Below are 19,670 nucleotides of genomic sequence, written 5' to 3'. Positions count from 1 at the left end.
CAGGACCTCCGCGGCCGACCGGGCGCGCTCAGGCGAGCAGATCGACCACGAGCGGGGCGATCTCGCGCAGTGCGCGCCCGCGGTGCGAGATCGCATCCTTCTCCTCGCGGCTGAGCTCGGCCGTGGTGAGGCCGGGGCGCTCGTCGGCCACGAAGAGGACGTCGTAGCCGAACCCGCCGTCGCCGCGCACCTCGCGGATCACCCGACCCGGCATCCGACCCTCGACCACGATCTCGCGGCCGTCGGGGTGCGCCACGGCGACCGCGCACACGAAGTGGCCGCCCCGCCGTTCGTCGGGCACGTCGTTCAGCTGGGCGAGCAGCAGCTCGTTGTTGCGCGCGTCGCTCTTGGGCGGGCCGGCCCAGCGCGCCGACAGCACGCCGGGCATGCCGTTGAGGGCGTCGACGCACAGTCCGGAGTCGTCGGCGATGGTGGGCAGCCCGCTGGCCGCCACACCGGCCCGGGCCTTGAGCAGGGCGTTGCCCTCGAAGGTCGGCTCGTCCTCCACGGGCTCGTCGTAGGGCGGCACGTCGTCCAGACCGACCACCTCGATCGCCGCGCCCCCGGCGAGCTGCTCGGTGAGGATGCGGCGCATCTCCTCGACCTTCTTGGCGTTGCGGGAGGCCACGAGGAGCCGACGGGCCTCACTCACCGGCGAGGGCCTCCTGCTGCAGGCGCGTGAGGTCGGCGCAGCCCTTGACCGCGAGGTCGAGCAGCGCGTCGAGCTCAGCGCGGTCGAAGGGAGCGCCCTCGGCGGTGCCCTGCACCTCGACGAAGCGGCCGTCGCCGGTCATCACGACGTTCATGTCGGTCTCGGCGCGCACGTCCTCGACGTAGGGCAGGTCCAGGCGCGGGACGCCGTCGATGATGCCGACGCTGACCGCAGCGACCGAACCCGTCAGCGCGTTCGGGACGCCGAGCTTGGCGCACGCGTCGGCGAGCGCCACGTAGGCGCCGGTGATGGCGGCCGTGCGGGTGCCACCGTCGGCCTGCAGCACGTCGCAGTCGATCTGGATGGTGTTCTCGCCAAGCGCCTTGTCGTCGATGATCGCGCGCAGCGAGCGCCCGACCAGGCGGCTGATCTCGTGCGTGCGACCGCCGATGCGGCCCTTCACCGACTCCCGGTCCGAGCGGGTATTGGTCGAGGCCGGCAGCATCGCGTACTCGGCCGTCACCCAGCCCAGGCCGGAGCCCTTGCGCCAGCGCGGCACACCCTCGGAGGCCGAGGCGGCGCACAGCACGCGGGTGCGGCCGAACTCCACCAGCACGGCGCCGGCGGGGTGGTCGAGCCAGTGGCGGGTCAGGCGGACCGGGCGCAGCTCGTCGTCGGCGCGGCCGTCCTCACGGGGGGTGCTCATGGGATCGGACCCTAGCGGGCGGCCGCGCGACGCAGCGCCCACGGGCCGAGGTCGCGGGCCCGTCGTCCGAGCCAGGGGGCGCCCTCGCCGACGATCCAGGCGGCGTCGTGGCGCCAACTGGGCGCTCGCCCGCCGCACGGCTCGAGGTCGGGCAGGTCCACGTCGATCCCGGCCGCGCGCACCTGCTCGGCCCACGCCCGAGCCAGGGCGCGGTGCCCCCGCTCGGAGGGGTGGAAGCGATCGATCGACCAGCTGCCGCGGTCGTGCACCTCGGGTCGCAGCCTCAGGTCGACGTGCAACCCACCGTGCACCGCGCGCACCTCGTCGTAGATCTCGTTGAGCACCGCGATGCGCTGCGAGAGCGGGCGAACGACGACCCGGGGCAGGCCCACCACCTCGGCGTGGTCGTGGTAGCTCACCGTCATCAGCGTCGCACCGACGGCCCGCAGCTCGCCCGCGATGTGCATCAGGTCGGCGCGCACCTGCTGCGGGCACCAGGTGCTACGCAGCGTGTCGTTGACCCCGACCACCACGGAGGCGAGGTCGGGGCGGTGCGCGAGCGCGGCGTCCAGCTGCCGGGCGCGCACGTCGGCGACCGTCGAGCCCGACACCGCGAGGTGACACAGCGACACCTCGTGGTGGGCGCGCAGGCCCTCGGTGAGCAGCCGCGCCCACCCGCGCCACCCGCCGTCCGGGAGGGGATCGCCGATGCCGACCGTCGTGCTGTCACCCAGTGCTGCGAAGCGCAGGTAGCCCACGCGGACGACGATGGCGGGGCCCGCTACGCGCAGACCCCGCCACGGTGTCGTGTCAGTCAACCCTCGGTGAAGGCTTCGTTCCCGCCTCTCTCGAGGGCTCAGTCGATCACTTGAACTCGATCCGCAGCAGCCGGAGCGTGCCGAGCACCAGCGGCACGACCAACCAGATCACGCCGGCCGTGGCGAACTGCGCCCACTCCTCGCCGGAGGGCTGGTAGTCGCCGGTGAACAGCGGCTGCTGCGCGGTGTTGAACTCGATCCAGGGTGCGATCTTGTCGAAGCCCTCGCTGAGCGCGCCCAGGATGCCGACGGCGATCGGCAGCACGAGCGTGTAGGCGAAGTAGATGACGATGCCGGCCGGGGTGTTCATCACCAGCATGGCGATTGCGAAGCCGGTGAGCACCCCGATCACGTTGGCGAGCAGGAAGCTGTTGAACAGCAGGGTGCCCTCGACCGACCACTCGGGCGCATCGCCCAGCACCGCGGCGATCCCGGTGAAGAGCACCGAGAGCACCACCGCGACCGCGAGCACGCCCACGGTCAGACCGAGCCCGGCCACGAACTTCGCGATGACGACGCGCGAGCGCCGCGGCTCCAGCGTGAAGGTGACCAACCCGTTGCGCTGCGACTGCTCGCTGGTGACGAGCATGATGATGATGATCGGCAGGAAGTAGCCGAGCACGGCACCCGACACCGTGAGCATGTCGCCGAAGTTCTTCGAGCCATCGGGGGCCACGAGCACATAGATGAGCAGGACGACGCTCACCAGCCCGAGCACACCGGCGTTGACCCAGAAGCCGGCGCGGGTGTCCATGGCCTTGCGCAGCTCGACCTGGGCCAGTCGGGCGAGGGGAACGGGAGGCGTGGCGCTGACGTCGATGGTCGTCATCGGGGATGCGTTGCTCATGCGGGCAGACCTCCGTTGAGGGGGGCGGATGTGCGGACACCGGGCACGGCTTCCCGCGCGGCGCCCGAGGTGAGCTCGAGGAAGAGGTCCTCCAGGCCGGCGCCGCCGGCGCGGAGGTCGGTGAGGACGATGCCGGCCTCGAGCGCGGCGCGGCCGACGTCCTCGGGGGTGGCGCCGACCCGCAGGCCGGCACCGGCGGGCTCGACCGTGAAGCCCCTGGCGCTCAGGCCCTGAGATAGCGCGGCGTTGTCGAGCGACACGACGAGCGCCGACGGGCCGCCGGAGGCCTGCGCCAGCAGCGTGGCGCGGTCGCCGCGGGCGACGATGCGGCCGCGACCGATGAGGATCATCTCGTCGGCGATCTGCTCGACCTCGTGCAGCAGGTGGCTCGAGAGCAGCACCGTGCCGCCGCGGTCGGCGTAGCTCTTGAGGAGGCCGCGCATCCAGCGGATGCCGGCCGGGTCCAGACCGTTGGCGGGTTCGTCGAGGATCAGCACGGACGGGTCGCCGAGGAGGGCGTGCGCGATGCCGAGGCGCTGCTTCATGCCGAGCGAGTAGTTGCGCAGGCGCCGCTTGGCCTCGGTGTCGTCGAGCCCGACCAGCTTCAGCATCTCGTCGACCCGGCTCATCGGCAGGCCCATCGTCTTGGCGCCGATGGTGAGGATCTCGCGGCCGGTGCGACCGGCGTGCTGGGCCGAGGCGTCGAGCAGGACGCCGACGTGGCGGCCGGGGTTCGGGATGTCGTGGTAGCGGACGCCGCCGATGGTGACCTGGCCGCTCGTGGGGAGGGTCAGGCCGACCATGACGCGCATCGTGGTGGTCTTGCCGGCGCCGTTGGGCCCGAGGAAGCCCGTGACCCGCCCTGGCTGGCAGACGAAACTGACGTCGTCCACGGCGGTGTAGTCGCCGTAGCTCTTGGTGAGTCGGTCCACTGTGATCATGGCTCCACCCTGCCCGACGGGTCGGCTCCGCGCACCGGCCTGCGGTCGAGACACGCCCCCGACCTAAGTAGGGGGTGCCGGCCGCCCGCCGGCGGTGGGAGGGGCGAGGCGAGCGCCCTAGGCTCGCGGCATGGAGTCTCGTCGCACACCGGCGCCCTACCAGCCGCGTCTGCGCTGGTACGGCCACCTGTGGCGCGACCTGCTCGCCGGCTCGTTCGGCGTCGTCGTGTGGCTCACGCTCGCACCGCGACAGCTCGAGAGCGCGCCGCTGCTCTTCGCGGCGGACATCGCGGTGGGCGTGCTGGCGCTCGCGGTGGTGCACCTGCGCCGACGCCACCCGCTCGCCACCGCCGTCGTCCTGCTGGCGCTGAACCCGCTCAGCTCGCTCTCCACCGGATTCGTGGCACTCGCCACGGTGTCGCTGGCCACCCACCGACGCTGGTGGCAGATCGGCATCGTCGCCCCTCTCCACCTCGCCGCCACGTGGGCCTACGAGCGGCTGCAGCCGACCCAGGGCGACCCGTGGTGGCTCACCACGGCACTCACGCTGCTGATCGTCTCGGCGATGGTGGCCTGGGGCATGTTCATCGGCTCGCGGCGCGAGCTGGTGCACACCCTGCGCCAGCGCGCCGAGACCGCCGAGGCCGAGCGCGACCTGCGCGCCGCCCAGGCGCGTTCGACCGAGCGCGCCCGCATCGCCCGCGAGATGCACGACGTGCTCGCCCACCGGATCTCCCAGATCAGCCTCTACGCCGGGGCGCTGAGCTATCGCGAGGACCTCACCGCCGACGAGGTCCGCGCCAGCGCCGGGGTGATCCGGGCCAAGGCCCACGAGGCGCTCGAGGACCTCCGCGAGGTGCTCGGCGTGCTGCGCGCCGAGCAGGGCGCGGCGGTGACCCCCCAACCCACCCTGTCGGACCTCCCGGCCCTCCTCGACTCCGCCCGCGCCACCGGCAGCTCGATCGAGCTGCTCGCCCCCCTGCCCGAGGACGACGCCCTGCCGGAGGCCGTGGGCCGCACCGTCTACCGCATCGTGCAGGAGGGCATCACCAACGCCGCCAAGCACGCGCCGGCGGCGACCGTGCAGCTCCGGATTACCGGCTCGCCTGATCGAGGGGTGGTTGTGGAGATCCGCAATCGCCTGGGCTTCGGGTCCGGCACTCCCGGCGCCGGTCTCGGGCTCATCGGCCTCGCGGAGCGCGCCGAGCTGCGCGGGGGCCGACTGACGCATCGCGTCGAGCGGGTGCCCGCCTCGGGCGGCCCGGGCACCTTCGTGCTGCGGGCCTGGTTGCCGTGGGAGTCCGCCGCCGGCGATCCTGACCTCGCGCACGCCGCGGCGGTCGCGCCGTGAGCGTCCGCGTCGTCGTGGTGGACGACGACCCGCTCGTGCGCTCCGCCCTGAGCCTGATGCTGGGCGGCCAGCCCGACCTCGCCGTGGTGGGCGAGGCCGGCGACGGCCGCGCGGGCGTCGGCCTGGTGCGCGAGCTGCGGCCCGACGTCGTCCTCATGGACATCCGGATGCCCGTGCTCGACGGACTGGCCGCCACCCGGCTGCTGCACCAGGAGCCCGCGCCGCCGCGCGTGATCGTGCTGACGACCTTCGACGCCGACGACCACGTCGTGGGCGCGCTGGCCGCCGGCGCCGACGGGTTCCTGCTCAAGGACACTCCCCCGCCCGAGATCGTCGCCGCCATCCGGCGCGTGGCCGACGGTGAGCCGATGCTGTCGCCGTCGGTCACCCGCACGCTCATCGAGCGGGTCCGCGCGGACGCCGACCCCCGCGTCGTCTCCGCGCGTCGCCGCCTCGACACGCTCACCGAGCGCGAGCTCGAGGTGGCCGCGGCCGTGGGCCGCGGACTGTCGAACGCGGAGATCGCGCGTGGCCTGCACCTGTCGATCCCGACGGTGAAGGGCCACGTGTCGCGGCTGTTCGAGAAGCTCGAGGTGACCAACCGGGTGCAGATCGCGCTCTGCGTGCGCGACGCCGGGGCGCTGCCCGACCCGGAGTGACGCGCCGACGGCGGCCGGGGCGGACGGGCTGTGCTCGCGCAGGACTCAGAGGTCGTAGACGGCGCCCTGGTGGGCGAGCTCGGCGGGGCCGTCGTAGGCCGCACGCGCCTCGTCGAAGATCTCCTTGGCCTCGTGCCACGGCGGCACGTGGGTGACGACGAGCTGCTTGGCGCCCGTGCGGGTGGCGAGCTCGCCGGCCTCCGCGCCGGTCAGGTGCAGGCTCGGCGGGTTGTCGTCGCACGAGCGGAACGAGGCCTCGCACAGGAGCAGGTCGGCGCCCGCGGCGATGCTCTCGAGGGACTCGGTGGGGCCGGTGTCGCCGCTGTAGGCGAGCACGCGGTCGAACGCGCTGATGCGCAGTCCGTAGGCGGGCACCGGGTGGTCGACCTCGTAGGGCTCGATCGTGAAGGGACCCACCGTGAACGGGTCGCGGTAGACCTTGAACATGAACTCCTCGCGCATGCCGGGCTTGCGGGGGAGGTCGTAGGCGTTGGCGAGGCGCTTGGCGGTGCCCTTGGGACCCCAGACGGGGATCCGGGGCTGGGTGCCGGAGGGGTGGTACTTGCGCAGCACGTAGTAGCTGGTCATGTCGACGCAGTGGTCGGCGTGCAGGTGGCTGAGCAGCACCGCGTCGACCTTGAGCGGGTCGACGTAGCGCTGCAGCGCGCCGAGCGCGCCGTTGCCCATGTCGAGCACGATGCTCCAGGTGCGCAGCCCGTCGCGGGCCTGCACGAGGTAGCAGCTGGCCGGCGAGTCCGGACCCGGGTAGGAGCCCGAGCAGCCCACCACCGTGAGGCGCACGCGACGCTCCTCCAGGGTGTCGCCCGGATAGCTGCGGCCCGCGTCGGATGCGTCGTTCACGCCGGCCCCCCGGTGAGGTTCAGGGGAGCCGCGACATCGGCGTCGGGTCGGTCCAGGCGCTGCACCCGCCCAACATTACGACCTCGCCCGGAGGTCGCACCGCATTCCGGGATCGAGATCACGTTCTCGCACCACGCCGACCCCGCCGCAGGACCCCGCGGGCGCGAGTCGGGTCACACCGGATCACGTGCCGCCGTCGTCCGCGAGGGCGACGTAGGGTGGCGTCCGTGGACACCTCACGCCGTGGAGGGCGGCTCGGGAGGTGGTCGCTCGGCGGCCTGCTCCTCCTCACCCTCGTCGCCGCGCTCGCCCTGACCGCCGTCGTCCGGCCGGGCGACGACCCGGCCGTGGACGACGCCCGGCGCACGTCGTCCACGACGGCTACGGCGCCCTCCTCCCCCGCCCCAGCGACCCGCGCGCGGGTCAACGGGCGCCACGTCGTGGCGATCTCGGTCGACGGCCTCACGCCGCTCGCGCTGAGCAAGCTCGGCCCGCGGCTGACGCCGAACATCCACCGGCTGCTGCGCAAGGGGGCGGGCACCACGAACGCCCGCACGCAGGTCGAGATGACCGTCACCCTGCCCAACCACACCTCCATGGTCACCGGACGACGCATCAGCGCCTCCCGGGGCGGCCACGGCGTCACCTGGAACGACGACTCCATCCCGCGTCCCACCGTGCAGCAGGCGGCCGGACGTGCCATCTCCTCGGTGTTCGAGGTGGTGAAGGCGGGCGGGGGCAGCAGCGCGGTGTTCTCGACCAAGACGAAGTTCTCGCTGTGGAAGAAGTCCTGGCCCGCGAGCGTCGACCGGCTCTACATCCGCAAGGAGGACGACACCGCCGTGACGAGGGCGATGACCGCCGACCTCGCCGCCACCCAGCGCGACTTCTACTTCCTCCACCTCGGCATCGCCGACCAGACCGGTCACGCGTCAGGCTGGATGAGCAGCCGCTACCTCAGCGCCGTGCGCCGCGCCGACGCCCTCGTGGGGTCCGTGCTGCGCACCATCGCCGCGCGCCCCGCGCTGCAGCGCACCACGACCGTCGTGTTCACCGCCGACCACGGCGGCCTGCCCGGCACCAAGGGCCACAGTGACGCCCGGCGCTGGCAGAACTACACCGTGCCCTTCGCGATCTACGGCGCCGGCGTGCGCGCGGTGCCGCTGTACCGGCTCAACCCGACGCGTCGCGAGCCCGGGCGCACGCAACCGGGCTTCTCGGCCGCGCGCCAGCCGGTGCGCAACGGCGAGGTCGCGAACGTGAGCCTGCGCCTGCTGGGGCTCGGACCGGTGCCGGGGAGCCTCTGGAACAGCCGTCAGGACCTGCGCTGGCGCTGACCCGGAGCGACGCGGCGGAGGGCGGTCACGCCCAGAGCTGGCCCTCGAGGCGGTCCTCGGCCTCGTCGATCGTGCCCTCGTAGGCACCGGTGGAGAGGTACTTCCACCCGCCGTCGCACACGATGAACGCGATGTCGGCCGCCTCGCCCGCCTTCACGGCCTTCGCGGCCTGGCCGACGGCGGCGTGCACGATGGCGCCGGTGGAGAAGCCCGCGAAGATGCCCTCGAGCTCGAGCAGCTCGCGCACGCGGCGCACGGCGTCGCGGGGGCCCACCGAGAAGCGGCTGTCGATGAGGTCGGCGTCGTAGAGCTCGGGCACGAAGCCCTCGTCGAGGTTGCGCAGGCCGTAGACCAGCTCGCCGTAGCGCGGCTCGGCGGCGACGATGCGCACCTCCGGCTTGGCCCGGCGGAAGAACCGGCTGACCCCCATGAGGGTGCCCGTGGTGCCGAGGCCGGCGACGAAGTGGGTGATCGACGGGAGGTCCTCGAGCAGCTCGGGGCCGGTGCCCTCCTCGTGCGCGAGCGCGTTGGCGTCGTTGCCGTACTGGTAGAGCATCACCCAGTCGGGGTGCTCGGCGGCGATCTGCTTGGCCACGCGCACGGCCTCGTTCGAACCGCCGGCGGCCGGGGACGACACGATCTCGGCGCCCCACATCCGCAGCAGCTGACGACGCTCCTCGGAGGTGTTCTCGGGCATCACGAAGACGCAGCGGTAGCCCTTGAGCTTGGCCGCCATCGCGATCGAGATGCCGGTGTTGCCCGAGGTGGGCTCGAGGATCGTGCAGCCGGGGCGCAGCAGCCCCTCCTTCTCGGCCTCCTCGACCATCCGCAGCGCGGGGCGGTCCTTGATGGAGCCGGTGGGGTTGCGGTCCTCGAGCTTGGCCCACAGGCGCACCTCGGGTGCTCCCGGCTTGTTGAAGGGTGCCGAGAGGCGCGGCAGGCCCACCAGCGGGGTGTGGCCGACCGAGGCGAGGAGGCTGTCGTAGCGGACCATGGTGGTCGGGGCGCGAGCGCGGAGCCGGAGCTCAGCGACTCAGCGGGCGCCGCCGGCGACGGCCGGCAGGATGACGACCTGGTCGCCGTCGGAGAGCTCGGCCTCGAGGCTGCCGATGAAGCGGACGTCCTCGTCGTTGATGTAGATGTTGACGAAGCGGCGCAGGTCGCCGTTCTCGACGAGGCGGTCCTTGATGCCGGGGTGGCCGGCCTCGAGGGAGTCGATGAGCTCGCTGAGGCTGGCGCCGTCGGCGCTCACGGCCTTCTCCCCACCGGTGTAGGTGCGCAGGATGGTCGGGATGCGGACCTCGATGGCCATGTCAGCGGTTCTCCTCGTTCGGGGATGCGGCGGTCGTGGCGCCGCCGGTGGGGTCGAGGATCTCGACCTCCTCCTCGGTGACGACACCGTCGATGATTCTGTAGGACCTGAACTCCACCGAGCCGGGGTTATTCCCGTGCTCACGCGTGCTGACGAGCACGTAGTGCGCACCTGGCTCGCCGGCGAGCTTGATGTCGGTGACGCTCGGGTAGGCCTCAGTGGCGGTGTGGGAGTGGTAGATCACCACCGGCTCCTCGTCGCGGTCGTCGAGCTCGCGGTAGAGGTGCAGCAGGTCGGTGGAGTCGTACTCGTAGAAGGTCGGGCTGCCGGCGGCGTTGACCATCTCGATGAAACGCTGGGGGGTGTCGCTGCCGATCGGCCCCGCGACCATGCCGCACGCCTCCACGGGGTGGTCCCGCTTGGCGTGCTCGACGATGGCGTCGTGGAGCTCTCGGGCGATCTTCAGCACCGCCCCAGCCTAGTGAACGACCGGTGGACGACCCAGCCGGGCCCGGGCTGCGGACGCCGGCGCGGCGAGCGTCGCGCGGCGGCGAGCGTGGTGCGGCTCAGCCGGGGAGGTCGGCGCGACGTGCCCGGTAGCGCCGCTGCGGGCGACCGGTGCCGCCGTACTGCAGGCGCACCTCGGCGATGCCGGCATCGACGAAGTGCTCCAGGTAGCGGCGGGCCGTGACCCGGGAGAGACCGACGGCCTGCGCGGTGTCGGAGGCGCCGACCTCCTCGGCCGCGCGGATCGCCGCGAGCACGAGCTCGGCGGTCTCGGGACTCAACCCCTTCGGCAGCGGTGTACCCGCGCCGCCTCCGGTCGCGGTGGGGCGCTGCGGTCCGCGAGCGGCTCCGAAGGCGCGGTCGATGGTGTCCTGGTCGGTCTCGCGGTCCCCGTCGGCGCGCAGGCTCGACAACGTCGCGGCGACCTGACGCAGCCGCTCGGCGAGGTCGTCGTACTCGAACGGCTTCACGAGGTACTGCAGCGCTCCCCCGTGCAGCGCCGAGCTCACCGCACCCGCCCCGCGCTCGGCGGTGACCATCACCACCGCCACGCGCGACCCCTCGCCCCGCAACTGCTCGAGCACCTCCAGGCCTGATCGGTCGGGCAGGTGCACGTCGAGCAGCAGCAGGTCGGGGGCGAGGGACTCGGCGAGCTCGAGCGCCTCGGCGCCGGTGCGGGCGGTGCCGGCCACCTCGAACCCCGGCGTCCGCTCGACGAAGCGGCTGTGGATGCGCGCCACCATGAAGTCGTCGTCCACGACCAGGACCCGCAGCGGCGCGCTCATGACGCACCATCGTGGACGACGCCCGTCGGCAGCGGCAGCCGGACCCGGAACTCCGCGCCGCCACCGCGGGCGGTGTCGCCGTGCGGGCGGGCGCCCGGGCCGGCCCCGTCGAGGACGACCTCACCTCCGCGCTGGCGACACAGCGACCGCACCAGCGCCAGGCCGACGCCCCGACCGCCGACGGCGCCCGTTGCCACGGGCTTCGTGGTGACGCCGCGCGCGAACACCTCGTCGCGACGGTCCGCCTCGACGCCGGGGCCGTTGTCGCGCACCCGCAGGTGCACCGCGTCCTCGTCGGAGCGCAGCCAGACCTCGACAAGCGGCTCGAGGCCGCCGGAGCAGGCCTCGATCGCGTTGTCGACCAGGTTGCCGACGACCGTCGTGAGGTCGGCCGAGAGGTCGCGCGGCAGCGCCGGAAGGTGCGAACCGGGGTCGAGCTCGAGCTGGACGCCGCGCTCGTCGGCCAGGGCGTGCTTGGCCAGCACGAGCGCGGCGACAGGGGCGTCGTGGAGCCGTGAGGTCACGTGCTCGGCGCTGGCCGCGCGGTGGCGGGCCAGGGTGCCGACGAGTGCCACCGCTTCCTGCACCTCCCCCAGTTGCAGGAGGCCGGAGATGGTGTGGAGGCGATTGTCGAACTCGTGGGTCTGGGCCCGCAGCGTGTCGGTGATCGAGAGATTCGAGCTCAGCTGTCCCTGCAGGGCGAGCAGCTCGGTGCGGTCGCGCAGCGTCGTCACGGTGCCGATGCCGCGCCCCTGCGCGGAGGCCGCTCGCCGGTTGAGCACGAGCACACGCGGCCCCACTGCGGCCAACGCGTCGACCACCTCGGCCTCGGGATCGGTGAGCAGCACGACCACGGCGGGGTCGAGACCGAGGTCGGCCACCAGTCGACCCTCGGGATGACCGTGGACGCCGAGGGCTTCGCGTGCGGCGTCGTTCATCACCGTCACCCGACCATCGGTGTCGACGCCGACCACCCCCTCGCGAATGGCGTGCAGCAGCGCCTCGCGCTGGTCGGCGAGGTGGGCCAGATCGCGGGCTCCCAGGCCGCGGGTCGAGGAACGGACCAGGCGGGCCACCAGCCAGGCGCCGAGCAGGCCCAGGACGGCCGCGACACCGACATAGGGCACGAGCGCCGGCCCTGCCTCGCTCAGCCGGTCGAACGCCGAGGGGTAGGCCTCCTCGGAGGAGACGATCGCGAGGGTCCTGCCGTCGGCGGCGATGACCGGGGCGTGGGCGGCGACACGTCGTTGTCCGTCCACTCGTACGTCGCCGGTCCATCCTCGCCCCAGCACGGCGTCGCTGGAGCCCAGGTCGGCAGGGCGACCGACCCGGCTCGGGTCGGTGGCTCCGAGGACGCGATGGTCGCCGTCGGCGGCGATGACCGCGACGTCGGTGGCGCCACCGAGAGACACGCCCCGGTCGGCGAAGGGGGCGAGGGCCGACGGCAGCGGTCCGGCCGGGTCCTCGCCGTCGACCACGCGACTCAGGGCGGCGCGCAGTCCGTCCTGGACGGCGATGTACTCCGCGACCGACCGCATCTGGGCGCCGCGCTGCTCGGCGAACTCGTCGGTGGCCTGGCGGACCGCGAGCACTCCGACCGCCGTGAGCAGCACCGCGATCACGCCCAGCTGCAGCAGCAGCACCTGCGCCGCGAGGGTGAGCTCGCCCGCGCGCAGGGGAAGACCGAGCCCCACGCGTCTCACGACCACAACGACCACAACCTCCGCTACGTCCGCAAGCGTGACGACCGCCACACTCCACTCCATGCTGACATGCAGACGCCTGTGAGGGCGCTCACCTTCGAAGCACCTGGAGGCTCCATGATCACCCGCCGCGCAGCCGCACGGCCCATCGCCCCGCTGATCGCCCTGGTGATGGCACTGACCCTGGCCGTGGCCACCGCCGGCTGCGGCGTCACGCGCGACAGTGGTGACGGCGAGGCGCGTCGACTGCGCCTGTTCATCCCGAACTCCCCGGGCGGCGGTTACGACCTCACCGGTCGCGCGGCCGCCAAGATCCTCCAGGACGACGGCCTCACCGGCCGCTTCGAGATCCGCAACGTGCTCGGGGCCAGCGGCACCGTCGCGATGCAGCGACTGCTCAACGAGAAGGGCGCCGACGACCTGGTCATGGTGATGGGGCTGGGCGTGGTGGGCGCCGTCTACAGCAACGGCTCGAAGGCGACCCCGCGCAAGATGACTCCGATCGCGCGGCTCGTGGAGGAGCAGGAGGGCATCCTCGTGCCGGCCGACTCCCCCTTCCGCACGGTCGACGACCTCGTCGCCGCCTGGCGCGAGGATCCGAGGTCGGTCACCGTCGGCGGCGGCTCGAGTCCCGGCGGCCCCGACCACCTGTTCCCGATGCAGCTGGCCGACACCGTCGGCGTGAAGCCCCGCGACGTTTCTTACATCCCCTACGACGGCGGCGGCCCGCTCACCGCGGCGCTGCTCGGCGCGAAGATCGACGTCGGCATGTCCGGCCTCGGCGAGTTCGAGCAGCAGATCGCCGCAGGATCACTGCGGGTCCTGGCCGTCTCGGGCGAGGAGCGGCTGCCGGGCATCGACGCACCCACCCTCACCGAGGCGGGCGTCGACCTCGTGTTCACCAACTGGCGCGGGGTGCTCGCCCCGCCCGACATCAGCGACGAGCAACGCGACTACCTCGTCGACATCTTCACCCGCATGCACGACACCCCCGAGTGGCGCGAGGCGCTCGCGCTCAACGGATGGAGCGACAACTTCGCGACCGGCAAGGAGTTCGAGGACTTCCTCCTCGAGCAGGACGCCCGCGTGTCCGACACCCTGAAGGAGCTGGGACTGGGATGAGCACCTCAACCGACCTCACCGAGCGCGTCTCGGCGGATACCTCACCGCGAATCGTCGACCGGGCGCAGTACGGCCTGGCCGCCTTCCTCGTACTGAGCGGCGGCTACGTCGTCTACGACGGCACCACCCTCGGCGACGCCTTCGCCGACCAGCCTGTGCAGCCCTGGGCGCTGTCGTATGCCGTCGGAGGTGTGCTGCTGCTGCTCGGCCTCGGGCTCGGCGCCGCCACCGCTCGCGGCGATCGCGCGGAGGCCGAGGACGGCGAGGACATCGACCTCTCGGGCAGCACCGACGTGCGCACGGTGGGGCTGCTGGCGCTCGTGCTCATCGCCAACCTCGCTCTCATCGATCGGCTCGGCTGGGCCATCACCGGGGCCCTCCTGTTCACCGGCGCCTGCGGGGCGCTCGGCAGCCGCACCTGGCTGCGCAACCTCGCCGTCGGCGTCGCGCTGTCGGTGGGCAGCTTCTACCTCTTCTACTCGGTGCTCGGCGTCCCGCTGCCCGCCGGCGTGCTGGACGGAGTGCTCTGATGGACCTCCTGCTGCAGGGCTTCGAGACCGCCCTGACCCCCGAGAACCTGCTCTTCGCGCTGCTGGGCGTGCTGCTGGGCACCGCCGTGGGCGTGATGCCGGGCATCGGGCCCGCCATGGCACTGGCGCTGCTCCTGCCCATCACCTACACCGTGGGCGTCGACAGCGCGATCATCATGTTCGCCGGTATCTACTACGGCGGCATGTACGGAGGCTCGACCACCTCGATCCTGCTCAACACCCCGGGCGAGTCCTCCTCGGTGATCACCGCCATCGAGGGCAACAAGATGGCCAAGGCCGGGCGCGCCTCGCAGGCACTGGCCACCGCCGCGGTGGGCTCGTTCGTGGCCGGCACCATCGGCACGGTGCTGCTGTGGGTGCTGGTGCCGTCGGTGGCCGACGTCGTCGTGCAGTTGGGTGCGCCGTCCTACTTCGCGGTGATGGTGCTGGCCTTCTTCGCCGTCACGATGGTGCTGGGCACCTCGCGACTGCGCGGCTTCATCTCCCTGTTCCTCGGCCTCGGCATCGCCCTCGTGGGCACGTCGACCGGTCAGGCCCGGATGACCTTCGGTCAGCCGCTGCTGGCCGACGGCATCGACGTCGTCGTCGTGGCCGTGGGCATCTTCGCGATCGGCGAGGCCCTGTGGGTGGCCGCCCACCTGCGCCGCAAGCCGCTCGAGATCATCCCCGTCGGCCAGCCGTGGATGAGCCGTTCGGACTGGAAGCGCTCGTGGAAGCCCTGGCTGCGCGGCACCGCGCTGGGCTTCCCGTTCGGCGCCCTGCCCGCCGGAGGGGCGGAGGTGCCGACCTTCCTCTCGTACGCCGCGGAGCGCAGACTCAGCAAGCACCCGGAGGAGTTCGGCAAGGGCGCGATCGAGGGTGTCGCCGGCCCGGAGGCCGCGAACAACGCGTCCGCGGCGGGCACGCTGCTGCCGCTGCTGACCCTGGGGCTGCCGACCACGGCGACGGCCACGATCATGCTGGTCGCCATCCAGAGCTACGGCATCCAGCCCGGCCCGCAGCTGCTCGACAGCGAGCCCGGCCTCGTCTGGGGCCTCCTCGCGAGCCTGGTGATCGCGAACGCGCTGCTGCTCGTGATCAACCTGCCGATGGCGCCGCTGTGGGCGAAGCTGCTCCAGATCCCGCGCCCGCAGCTCTACGCAGGCATCCTCTTCTTCGCCACCCTGGGCGCCTACACGGTCAACTTCCAGGCCTTCGACCTCGCGCTGCTCCTGCTCCTCGGCGTCCTCGGTTTCGCGATGCGGCGCTTCGGGCTGCCGGTGCTCCCGCTCATCGTCGGCGTGATCCTCGGGCCGACCATGGAGAGCAAGCTCACCGAGGCCCTGTCGATCTCGCAGGGCGACGTCAGCACACTGTGGAGCGAACCGGTCGCGGTGGTCGTCTACGCCGTCATCGCGCTGATGCTCGTCCTCAGCACCGTGCGCGGGGCCGGCGGACGCCCGTCGCCGGCCGCGGTGGTGCCCGACGGCGCGACAGGTCCCGACGGAATCCACGGGACGGCTCGCACCGCTTCGATCGACCGCGTCGAGCACGGCTCCGACCGGAGCATCGACGAGGCGACCGAGCCCGAGGAGAGCCTGCGATGACCGCACCCCACCCGACCGGGGGGATCGTGGACCCCACCTGCGTCGTGGCCGCCTACAGCGCCGACGAGTTCGGCCGCGCAGCCGTCGCCGCCGCGGCCGAGCTGGCGAGCGCGCGGGCCGCCCGACTGCTGGTCGTCAATGCGACCAAGGGCGAGGCCCTGGTCGACACCCGCTTCGCCGCGGACGACGAGATCGTGGGGCTACTCGACGAGCTGCGCGCCCGCGGGATCGACGTCGAGGTGCAGCGCGAGGTCGTGCTCGACGTCGCCGACGCCGTGGTGCGGGCCGCGCAGGAGGCGCGGGCCGACCTCGTGGTCGTCGGGGTGCGCCCTCGCAGCCCGGTGGGCAAGGCCCTGCTGGGGAGCGTGGCGCAGCGAGTCATTCTGGACGCCCACTGCCCCGTGCTGGCGGTGCGCCCGAGCTGAGCGCTCGAGGGGCTCGAGGGGTCAGCGCTCCAGCGAGCGCACGAGGGTCTCCTGCAGGAACCCGAGCCACTCGTAGACGCTGTAGGTGGCCGCTCGCGGGTCGTCCTCGGGCAGGGAGTCCCAGAAGTCCTCCTGGCCGTCCTCGATCTCCAGGCGCGTGCCCAGCGCGAGACGCAGGTCGGTGAGCGAGCGCAGCCAGACCAGGGCGGTCTGGGGTTCGAGCTCGACGTCGATCGTGATGTCGTCGTCGGTCGGGTCGTCGGGCAGGCCGGCGTCCTCGAGGACGTCGATGATGCTCGCCGCGGCCTGCGACTTGGAGTCGCGCAGCGCGCTCTCGGTGTAGCGGCGGAACTCGCCGGCCGACTCGTCGTCCTCGCGGTAGGCGTCGGGAAACAGCCGCGCGAGCACGGGGTCGCTGGGAGCGGTGGTGGGGCCGGAGAAGTCGAGCAGGGCCTCCAGCGGGTCGGCGTCGACGGCCGCGACCGCCGACTCGTTGTGCAGCAGCTCGACGAGCTGGCCCGCGAGGGAGCGCAGGAGGTCGGCCTCGAAGACGGTGAGGGTCGCGATGGCGCGCTTGCTGCGGCGGTGCCGCACGAATCCGGTGGTCATGGCTGCTCTCGGCTCGGGGTCGGCTGGTTCGGCGATCCTGCGCGGTGCGACTAGTCGGACTTGGAGAGCGTGGCCCACAGGCCGTACTCGTGCATCGCCTGCACGTCGCGCTCCATCTCCTCGCGGGTGCCGGTGCTGACGACCGAGCGGCCGTCCTCGTGCACCTCCATCATCAGCTTCTCGGCCTTCTTCTTGCCGTAGCCGAAGTGCTGCTGGAAGACGAAGGTGACGTAGGACATCAGGTTCACCGGGTCGTTCCACACGATGGTGACCCAGGGGCTGTCGGCCAGCGTGATCTCGTCGGTGCCGAGATCCTGCTCGACCCCCGGATCAGCGGTCACAGGGCTCGCGGTCGTCACGTCTCAATGGTGGCACAGCGCGGGGACCGCCCTCGTCACCACCATCACGGGCACCCTCACCGGCACCACAGGCCGGCGATCGTGGTGACGACGTTGACGTTGCGGTTGGTGGCCACGACGCCGAGGGTGCGCTCGATCCTGGCGGGATCGGCGTTCCCGGCCGTGTGGCCGGGACCGACGAGCACGTGCGCCGCCCTGCCGTGGACGACGACGTCGAACTCGCCGCTGCCGTCGGGCAGGCGGCCGGCACCCGTCGGTGGCGGCAGGGTCGCGAGGCGAGCGGCGTCCGGCTCGGACTTGAGCAGGTGGACGTAGTGCCGCTCGAGGTGCGCGCGCTCGGCACTCAGGGCCGCGGCGCGATCGGCGAGGGCGGCGAACTCGGCGGCGGTGAAGGCGATCACCGGCACGTCGAATCCCGCGTGCTCGGCGTAGGCCTCCTCGAGCACCTGCTCGACGCGCTCGCGCGAGCGCAGGCGCGTGGTGAGGCGGACGTTGCCGGTGTTGATGTGCGTGGCGACGTCCGTGGCGCCGGCGGACTCGGTGGCGGCGACGATCGAGGCCTTGGGGAACTTCCGGGTGGCGCCGAGGTTGATCGCGCGAAGGAAGGCGACGTAGGTGGGCACGGGGTCAGTGTGGCGTGCGCCACGGACACTCGATTTACATAGGTTACCTATGTAATGTGTGGCGGGTGCCCACACCCGATGCCCTGGCCCCCGTCGCGGGCGACCACCGACGCCGAGAGCTCGCCGAGGCGCTGACGGTGCAGGCGGCCCGGCTCGTGCGCCTCGCCCGACGCACCCACTCGCGCTCGGCCGGCATCCGCGTGCTGTCGATCCTCGACGAGACCGGGCCGCTGGGCATCGGGGCGCTGGCGCAGGCCGATCGCTGCTCGCAGCCGACCATGACCGGTCAGGTCAAGGACCTCGCCGAGCAGGGCTTCGTGGCCAAGCAGCCCCACCCGGACGACGCGCGCAGCACGCTCGTCGTCCTCACCGAGGCCGGGCTCGCCGAGCTGGCGCGCGTGCGCAGCCTCAACGCCGACCTCGTCACCGAGCGCCTCGCGCGCCACCCCGAGCTCGACACCGACGACCTCGCGCGGGCCGTCGCCGTGCTGCGGGCCGTCGTCGACCCGAGCGACCTGCCCTAGCGGGCAGGCCCCCTCCTGCACCGCCCACCCGTCACTCCCGGAAGGAATCTCGTGACCACCGTCCACTCCGCCCCCTCCACCACCGCCTCGACCGGCGGCTCCTCAGGAGCGCCCGACGGGCCCTCCGGAGGCGGGTCGCTCCTGCGTCAGCCGCGCGCGGTGTGGGCGGTGGCCTTCGCCTGCGTGATCGCGTTCATGGGCATCGGACTGGTGGATCCCATCCTCAAGGAGATCGCGAGCCAGCTCGAGGCCACCCCGAGCCAGGTGTCGCTGCTCTTCACCAGCTACATGGCGGTGATGGGTGTCTCGATGCTCGTGACCGGCGTGATCTCCACGCGCATCGGCGCCAAGCGCACGCTGCTCATCGGCCTGGCGATCATCATCGTCTTCGCCGCCCTCGCCGGGCTCTCCGGCTCCGTGGGCGCCGTCATCGGCTTCCGCGCCGGCTGGGGTCTGGGCAACGCGCTCTTCATCGCCACCGCGCTGTCGACGATCGTGAGCGCGTCCGCCGGCTCCCTGGCGCAGGCGATCATCCTGTTCGAGGCCGCCCTCGGCCTCGGCATCGCCTCCGGCCCGCTCGTCGGCGGTCTGCTGGGCGAGCAGTCGTGGCGCGGCCCGTTCTTCGGCGTCTCGGTGCTGATGACCATCGCCCTCGTGGCCACCGCGATCTTCCTGCCCGCCACTCCCCCGGCCGCGCGTCGCACCTCGCTGGCCGACCCCTTCCGGGCCCTGCGCCACCCCGCGCTCGCACTCGTCGCCGCCGTGGCGGTGGCCTACAACCTGGGCTTCTTCACCCTGCTCGCCGCCGGCCCCTTCGCCCTGCCGGACGCCGGCATCATGCAGATCGGCTGGATCTTCTTCGGCTGGGGCCTCCTGCTCGCCTTCACCTCGGTGGTCGGCGCCCCCTGGCTCCAGCGCCACATCGGCACCGTGCCCGCCCTGCTCGGAGCTCTGACCCTCTTCGCCGTCGACCTGATCACGATGGCCGTGCTCTCCGACGTCGCAGCGGTCGTCGTGGTGGGCATCGTCGTCGCCGGGGCCTTCCTGGGCGTGATCAACACCCTCGTCACCGAGGCCGTGATGGGTGCCGCTCCCGTCGAGCGCCCGGTCGCCTCGGCCGCCTACTCCTTCGTGCGCTTCACCGGCGGAGCTGTCGGCCCCTACGTCGCCCTCAAGCTCGCCGAGCACGAGGGCGCCGGCGCCCCCTTCTGGTTCGGCGGCACCGCCGTGGCCGTCGGCGTGGTCATCCTGCTCGCCGGCGCGGGACTGCTCACCCGCACCCTCCACGCCGCCCCCGCCGCCCACTCCCCCGCCGAGGCCGCGGCCGAGCTCGTCGGCGACGCCGGCTGAGCTGGCGGCGGGCCGGGGCAGTTTCACCGGCCGGCCGGTGAA

General features: G+C 72.6%; 23 protein-coding genes. 9 read left to right on the top strand and 14 right to left on the bottom strand.

Features of this window, described 5'->3' with window-relative positions; translation table 11 throughout:
- Positions 1–28: 28 nt before the first annotated feature.
- The 5 genes from rdgB to ACERUN_RS18585 all read right to left on the bottom strand — a co-directional run bounded on the left by rdgB (position 29) and on the right by ACERUN_RS18585 (position 3,964).
- The gene (gene rdgB / locus ACERUN_RS18605) at positions 29–652 is read right to left on the bottom strand and encodes an RdgB/HAM1 family non-canonical purine NTP pyrophosphatase (protein ID WP_370291605.1); all 624 of its coding nucleotides are present in this window, start codon (positions 650–652) and stop codon (positions 29–31) included.
- Positions 645–1,358 carry a ribonuclease PH gene (gene rph / locus ACERUN_RS18600; protein ID WP_370291604.1) on the bottom strand — a complete coding sequence of 238 codons (714 nt, stop codon included), beginning with the start codon at positions 1,356–1,358 and terminating at the stop codon, positions 645–647. Before rph ends, rdgB begins: the two co-directional genes overlap by 8 nt.
- Before the next feature lie 11 nt (positions 1,359–1,369).
- Positions 1,370–2,116 carry an SGNH/GDSL hydrolase family protein gene (locus ACERUN_RS18595; RefSeq protein ID WP_370291603.1) on the bottom strand — a complete coding sequence of 249 codons (747 nt, stop codon included), beginning with the start codon at positions 2,114–2,116 and terminating at the stop codon, positions 1,370–1,372.
- A 106-nt stretch (positions 2,117–2,222) separates the two neighbouring features.
- Complete coding sequence (locus ACERUN_RS18590) at positions 2,223–3,023, bottom strand: ABC transporter permease (RefSeq protein ID WP_370291602.1); 801 nt, start codon at positions 3,021–3,023, stop codon at positions 2,223–2,225.
- Positions 3,020–3,964, bottom strand: a complete 945-nt coding sequence (locus ACERUN_RS18585) for an ABC transporter ATP-binding protein (RefSeq protein WP_370291601.1) — start codon at positions 3,962–3,964, stop codon at positions 3,020–3,022. Before ACERUN_RS18585 ends, ACERUN_RS18590 begins: the two co-directional genes overlap by 4 nt.
- 130 nt (positions 3,965–4,094) lie before the next feature.
- Between ACERUN_RS18585 and ACERUN_RS18580 the strand changes: the two genes are divergently transcribed.
- Together ACERUN_RS18580 and ACERUN_RS18575 are read left to right on the top strand one after the other, a co-directional pair.
- Positions 4,095–5,315, top strand: coding sequence for a sensor histidine kinase (locus tag ACERUN_RS18580; protein WP_370291600.1), 1,221 nt, complete (start codon positions 4,095–4,097; stop codon positions 5,313–5,315).
- Positions 5,312–5,974, top strand: coding sequence for a response regulator (locus ACERUN_RS18575; protein WP_370291599.1), 663 nt, complete (start codon positions 5,312–5,314; stop codon positions 5,972–5,974). The genes ACERUN_RS18580 and ACERUN_RS18575 overlap by 4 nt, the downstream gene beginning before the upstream one ends.
- A 45-nt stretch (positions 5,975–6,019) precedes the next feature.
- On the opposite strand, the gene ACERUN_RS18570 is transcribed toward ACERUN_RS18575, so the two are convergent.
- Entirely contained in the window at positions 6,020–6,835 is an 816-nt protein-coding gene (locus ACERUN_RS18570) for an MBL fold metallo-hydrolase (protein ID WP_370291598.1), read from the bottom strand.
- Between the two features lie 227 nt (positions 6,836–7,062).
- Here ACERUN_RS18570 and ACERUN_RS18565 point away from each other — a divergent pair, with 227 nt between their 5' ends.
- Positions 7,063–8,172, top strand: coding sequence for an alkaline phosphatase family protein (locus ACERUN_RS18565; RefSeq protein ID WP_370291597.1), 1,110 nt, complete (start codon positions 7,063–7,065; stop codon positions 8,170–8,172).
- A gap of 25 nt (positions 8,173–8,197) precedes the next feature.
- Here ACERUN_RS18565 and ACERUN_RS18560 read toward each other — a convergent pair whose 3' ends face one another.
- The 5 genes from ACERUN_RS18560 to ACERUN_RS18540 all read right to left on the bottom strand — a co-directional run bounded on the left by ACERUN_RS18560 (position 8,198) and on the right by ACERUN_RS18540 (position 12,479).
- Positions 8,198–9,166, bottom strand: a complete 969-nt coding sequence (locus ACERUN_RS18560; protein ID WP_370291596.1) for a PLP-dependent cysteine synthase family protein — start codon at positions 9,164–9,166, stop codon at positions 8,198–8,200.
- Between the two features lie 39 nt (positions 9,167–9,205).
- A complete protein-coding gene (locus tag ACERUN_RS18555) occupies positions 9,206–9,484 on the bottom strand; it encodes a MoaD/ThiS family protein (protein WP_370291594.1) in 279 nt (92 codons plus the stop codon).
- Between the two features lies 1 nt (position 9,485).
- On the bottom strand, positions 9,486–9,953 hold the full coding sequence (locus ACERUN_RS18550) for a Mov34/MPN/PAD-1 family protein (protein ID WP_370291593.1): 468 nt from the start codon (positions 9,951–9,953) through the stop codon (positions 9,486–9,488).
- Between the two features lie 97 nt (positions 9,954–10,050).
- Positions 10,051–10,776: a response regulator gene (locus ACERUN_RS18545; RefSeq protein ID WP_370291592.1), complete on the bottom strand. Its 726-nt coding sequence runs from the start codon at positions 10,774–10,776 to the stop codon at positions 10,051–10,053.
- The gene (locus ACERUN_RS18540; protein ID WP_370291591.1) at positions 10,773–12,479 is read right to left on the bottom strand and encodes an ATP-binding protein; all 1,707 of its coding nucleotides are present in this window, start codon (positions 12,477–12,479) and stop codon (positions 10,773–10,775) included. The genes ACERUN_RS18545 and ACERUN_RS18540 overlap by 4 nt, the downstream gene beginning before the upstream one ends.
- 117 nt (positions 12,480–12,596) lie before the next feature.
- Between ACERUN_RS18540 and ACERUN_RS18535 the strand changes: the two genes are divergently transcribed.
- From ACERUN_RS18535 to ACERUN_RS18520, 4 genes are read left to right on the top strand one after another with little or no spacing between them, the layout of a single operon-like run.
- Positions 12,597–13,601, top strand: coding sequence for a Bug family tripartite tricarboxylate transporter substrate binding protein (locus ACERUN_RS18535; protein WP_370291590.1), 1,005 nt, complete (start codon positions 12,597–12,599; stop codon positions 13,599–13,601).
- Positions 13,598–14,131 carry a tripartite tricarboxylate transporter TctB family protein gene (locus ACERUN_RS18530; protein WP_370291589.1) on the top strand — a complete coding sequence of 178 codons (534 nt, stop codon included), beginning with the start codon at positions 13,598–13,600 and terminating at the stop codon, positions 14,129–14,131. The genes ACERUN_RS18535 and ACERUN_RS18530 overlap by 4 nt, the downstream gene beginning before the upstream one ends.
- Positions 14,131–15,738 (top strand): tripartite tricarboxylate transporter permease, encoded by a 1,608-nt coding sequence (locus ACERUN_RS18525; protein ID WP_370291588.1) that lies wholly within the window; start codon positions 14,131–14,133, stop codon positions 15,736–15,738. The genes ACERUN_RS18530 and ACERUN_RS18525 overlap by 1 nt, the downstream gene beginning before the upstream one ends.
- A complete protein-coding gene (locus ACERUN_RS18520) occupies positions 15,735–16,163 on the top strand; it encodes a universal stress protein (protein WP_370291587.1) in 429 nt (142 codons plus the stop codon). Before ACERUN_RS18525 ends, ACERUN_RS18520 begins: the two co-directional genes overlap by 4 nt.
- A 21-nt stretch (positions 16,164–16,184) precedes the next feature.
- Here the strand turns inward: ACERUN_RS18520 and ACERUN_RS18515 are convergent, their stop codons facing one another.
- From ACERUN_RS18515 to ACERUN_RS18505, 3 genes are all read right to left on the bottom strand, one after another.
- The gene (locus ACERUN_RS18515; RefSeq protein ID WP_370291586.1) at positions 16,185–16,772 is read right to left on the bottom strand and encodes a DUF2017 domain-containing protein; all 588 of its coding nucleotides are present in this window, start codon (positions 16,770–16,772) and stop codon (positions 16,185–16,187) included.
- A 50-nt stretch (positions 16,773–16,822) separates the two neighbouring features.
- Positions 16,823–17,113, bottom strand: a complete 291-nt coding sequence (gene clpS / locus ACERUN_RS18510; RefSeq protein WP_370291687.1) for an ATP-dependent Clp protease adapter ClpS — start codon at positions 17,111–17,113, stop codon at positions 16,823–16,825.
- Between the two features lie 74 nt (positions 17,114–17,187).
- Entirely contained in the window at positions 17,188–17,754 is a 567-nt protein-coding gene (locus tag ACERUN_RS18505) for a DUF1697 domain-containing protein (RefSeq protein WP_370291585.1), read from the bottom strand.
- 65 nt (positions 17,755–17,819) lie between these two features.
- Here ACERUN_RS18505 and ACERUN_RS18500 point away from each other — a divergent pair, with 65 nt between their 5' ends.
- Complete coding sequence (locus ACERUN_RS18500) at positions 17,820–18,278, top strand: MarR family winged helix-turn-helix transcriptional regulator (protein WP_370291584.1); 459 nt, start codon at positions 17,820–17,822, stop codon at positions 18,276–18,278.
- Between the two features lie 51 nt (positions 18,279–18,329).
- Positions 18,330–19,628, top strand: coding sequence for an MFS transporter (locus ACERUN_RS18495; protein ID WP_370291583.1), 1,299 nt, complete (start codon positions 18,330–18,332; stop codon positions 19,626–19,628).
- Positions 19,629–19,670 lie beyond the last annotated feature (42 nt).

The organism is Nocardioides sp. (assembly GCF_964229035.1).
In the GTDB taxonomy this organism is placed as follows: domain Bacteria; phylum Actinomycetota; class Actinomycetes; order Propionibacteriales; family Nocardioidaceae; genus Nocardioides.
Note: the sequence above shows the minus strand (reverse complement) of the source record. Positions and strands in the feature narration are given on the sequence as shown.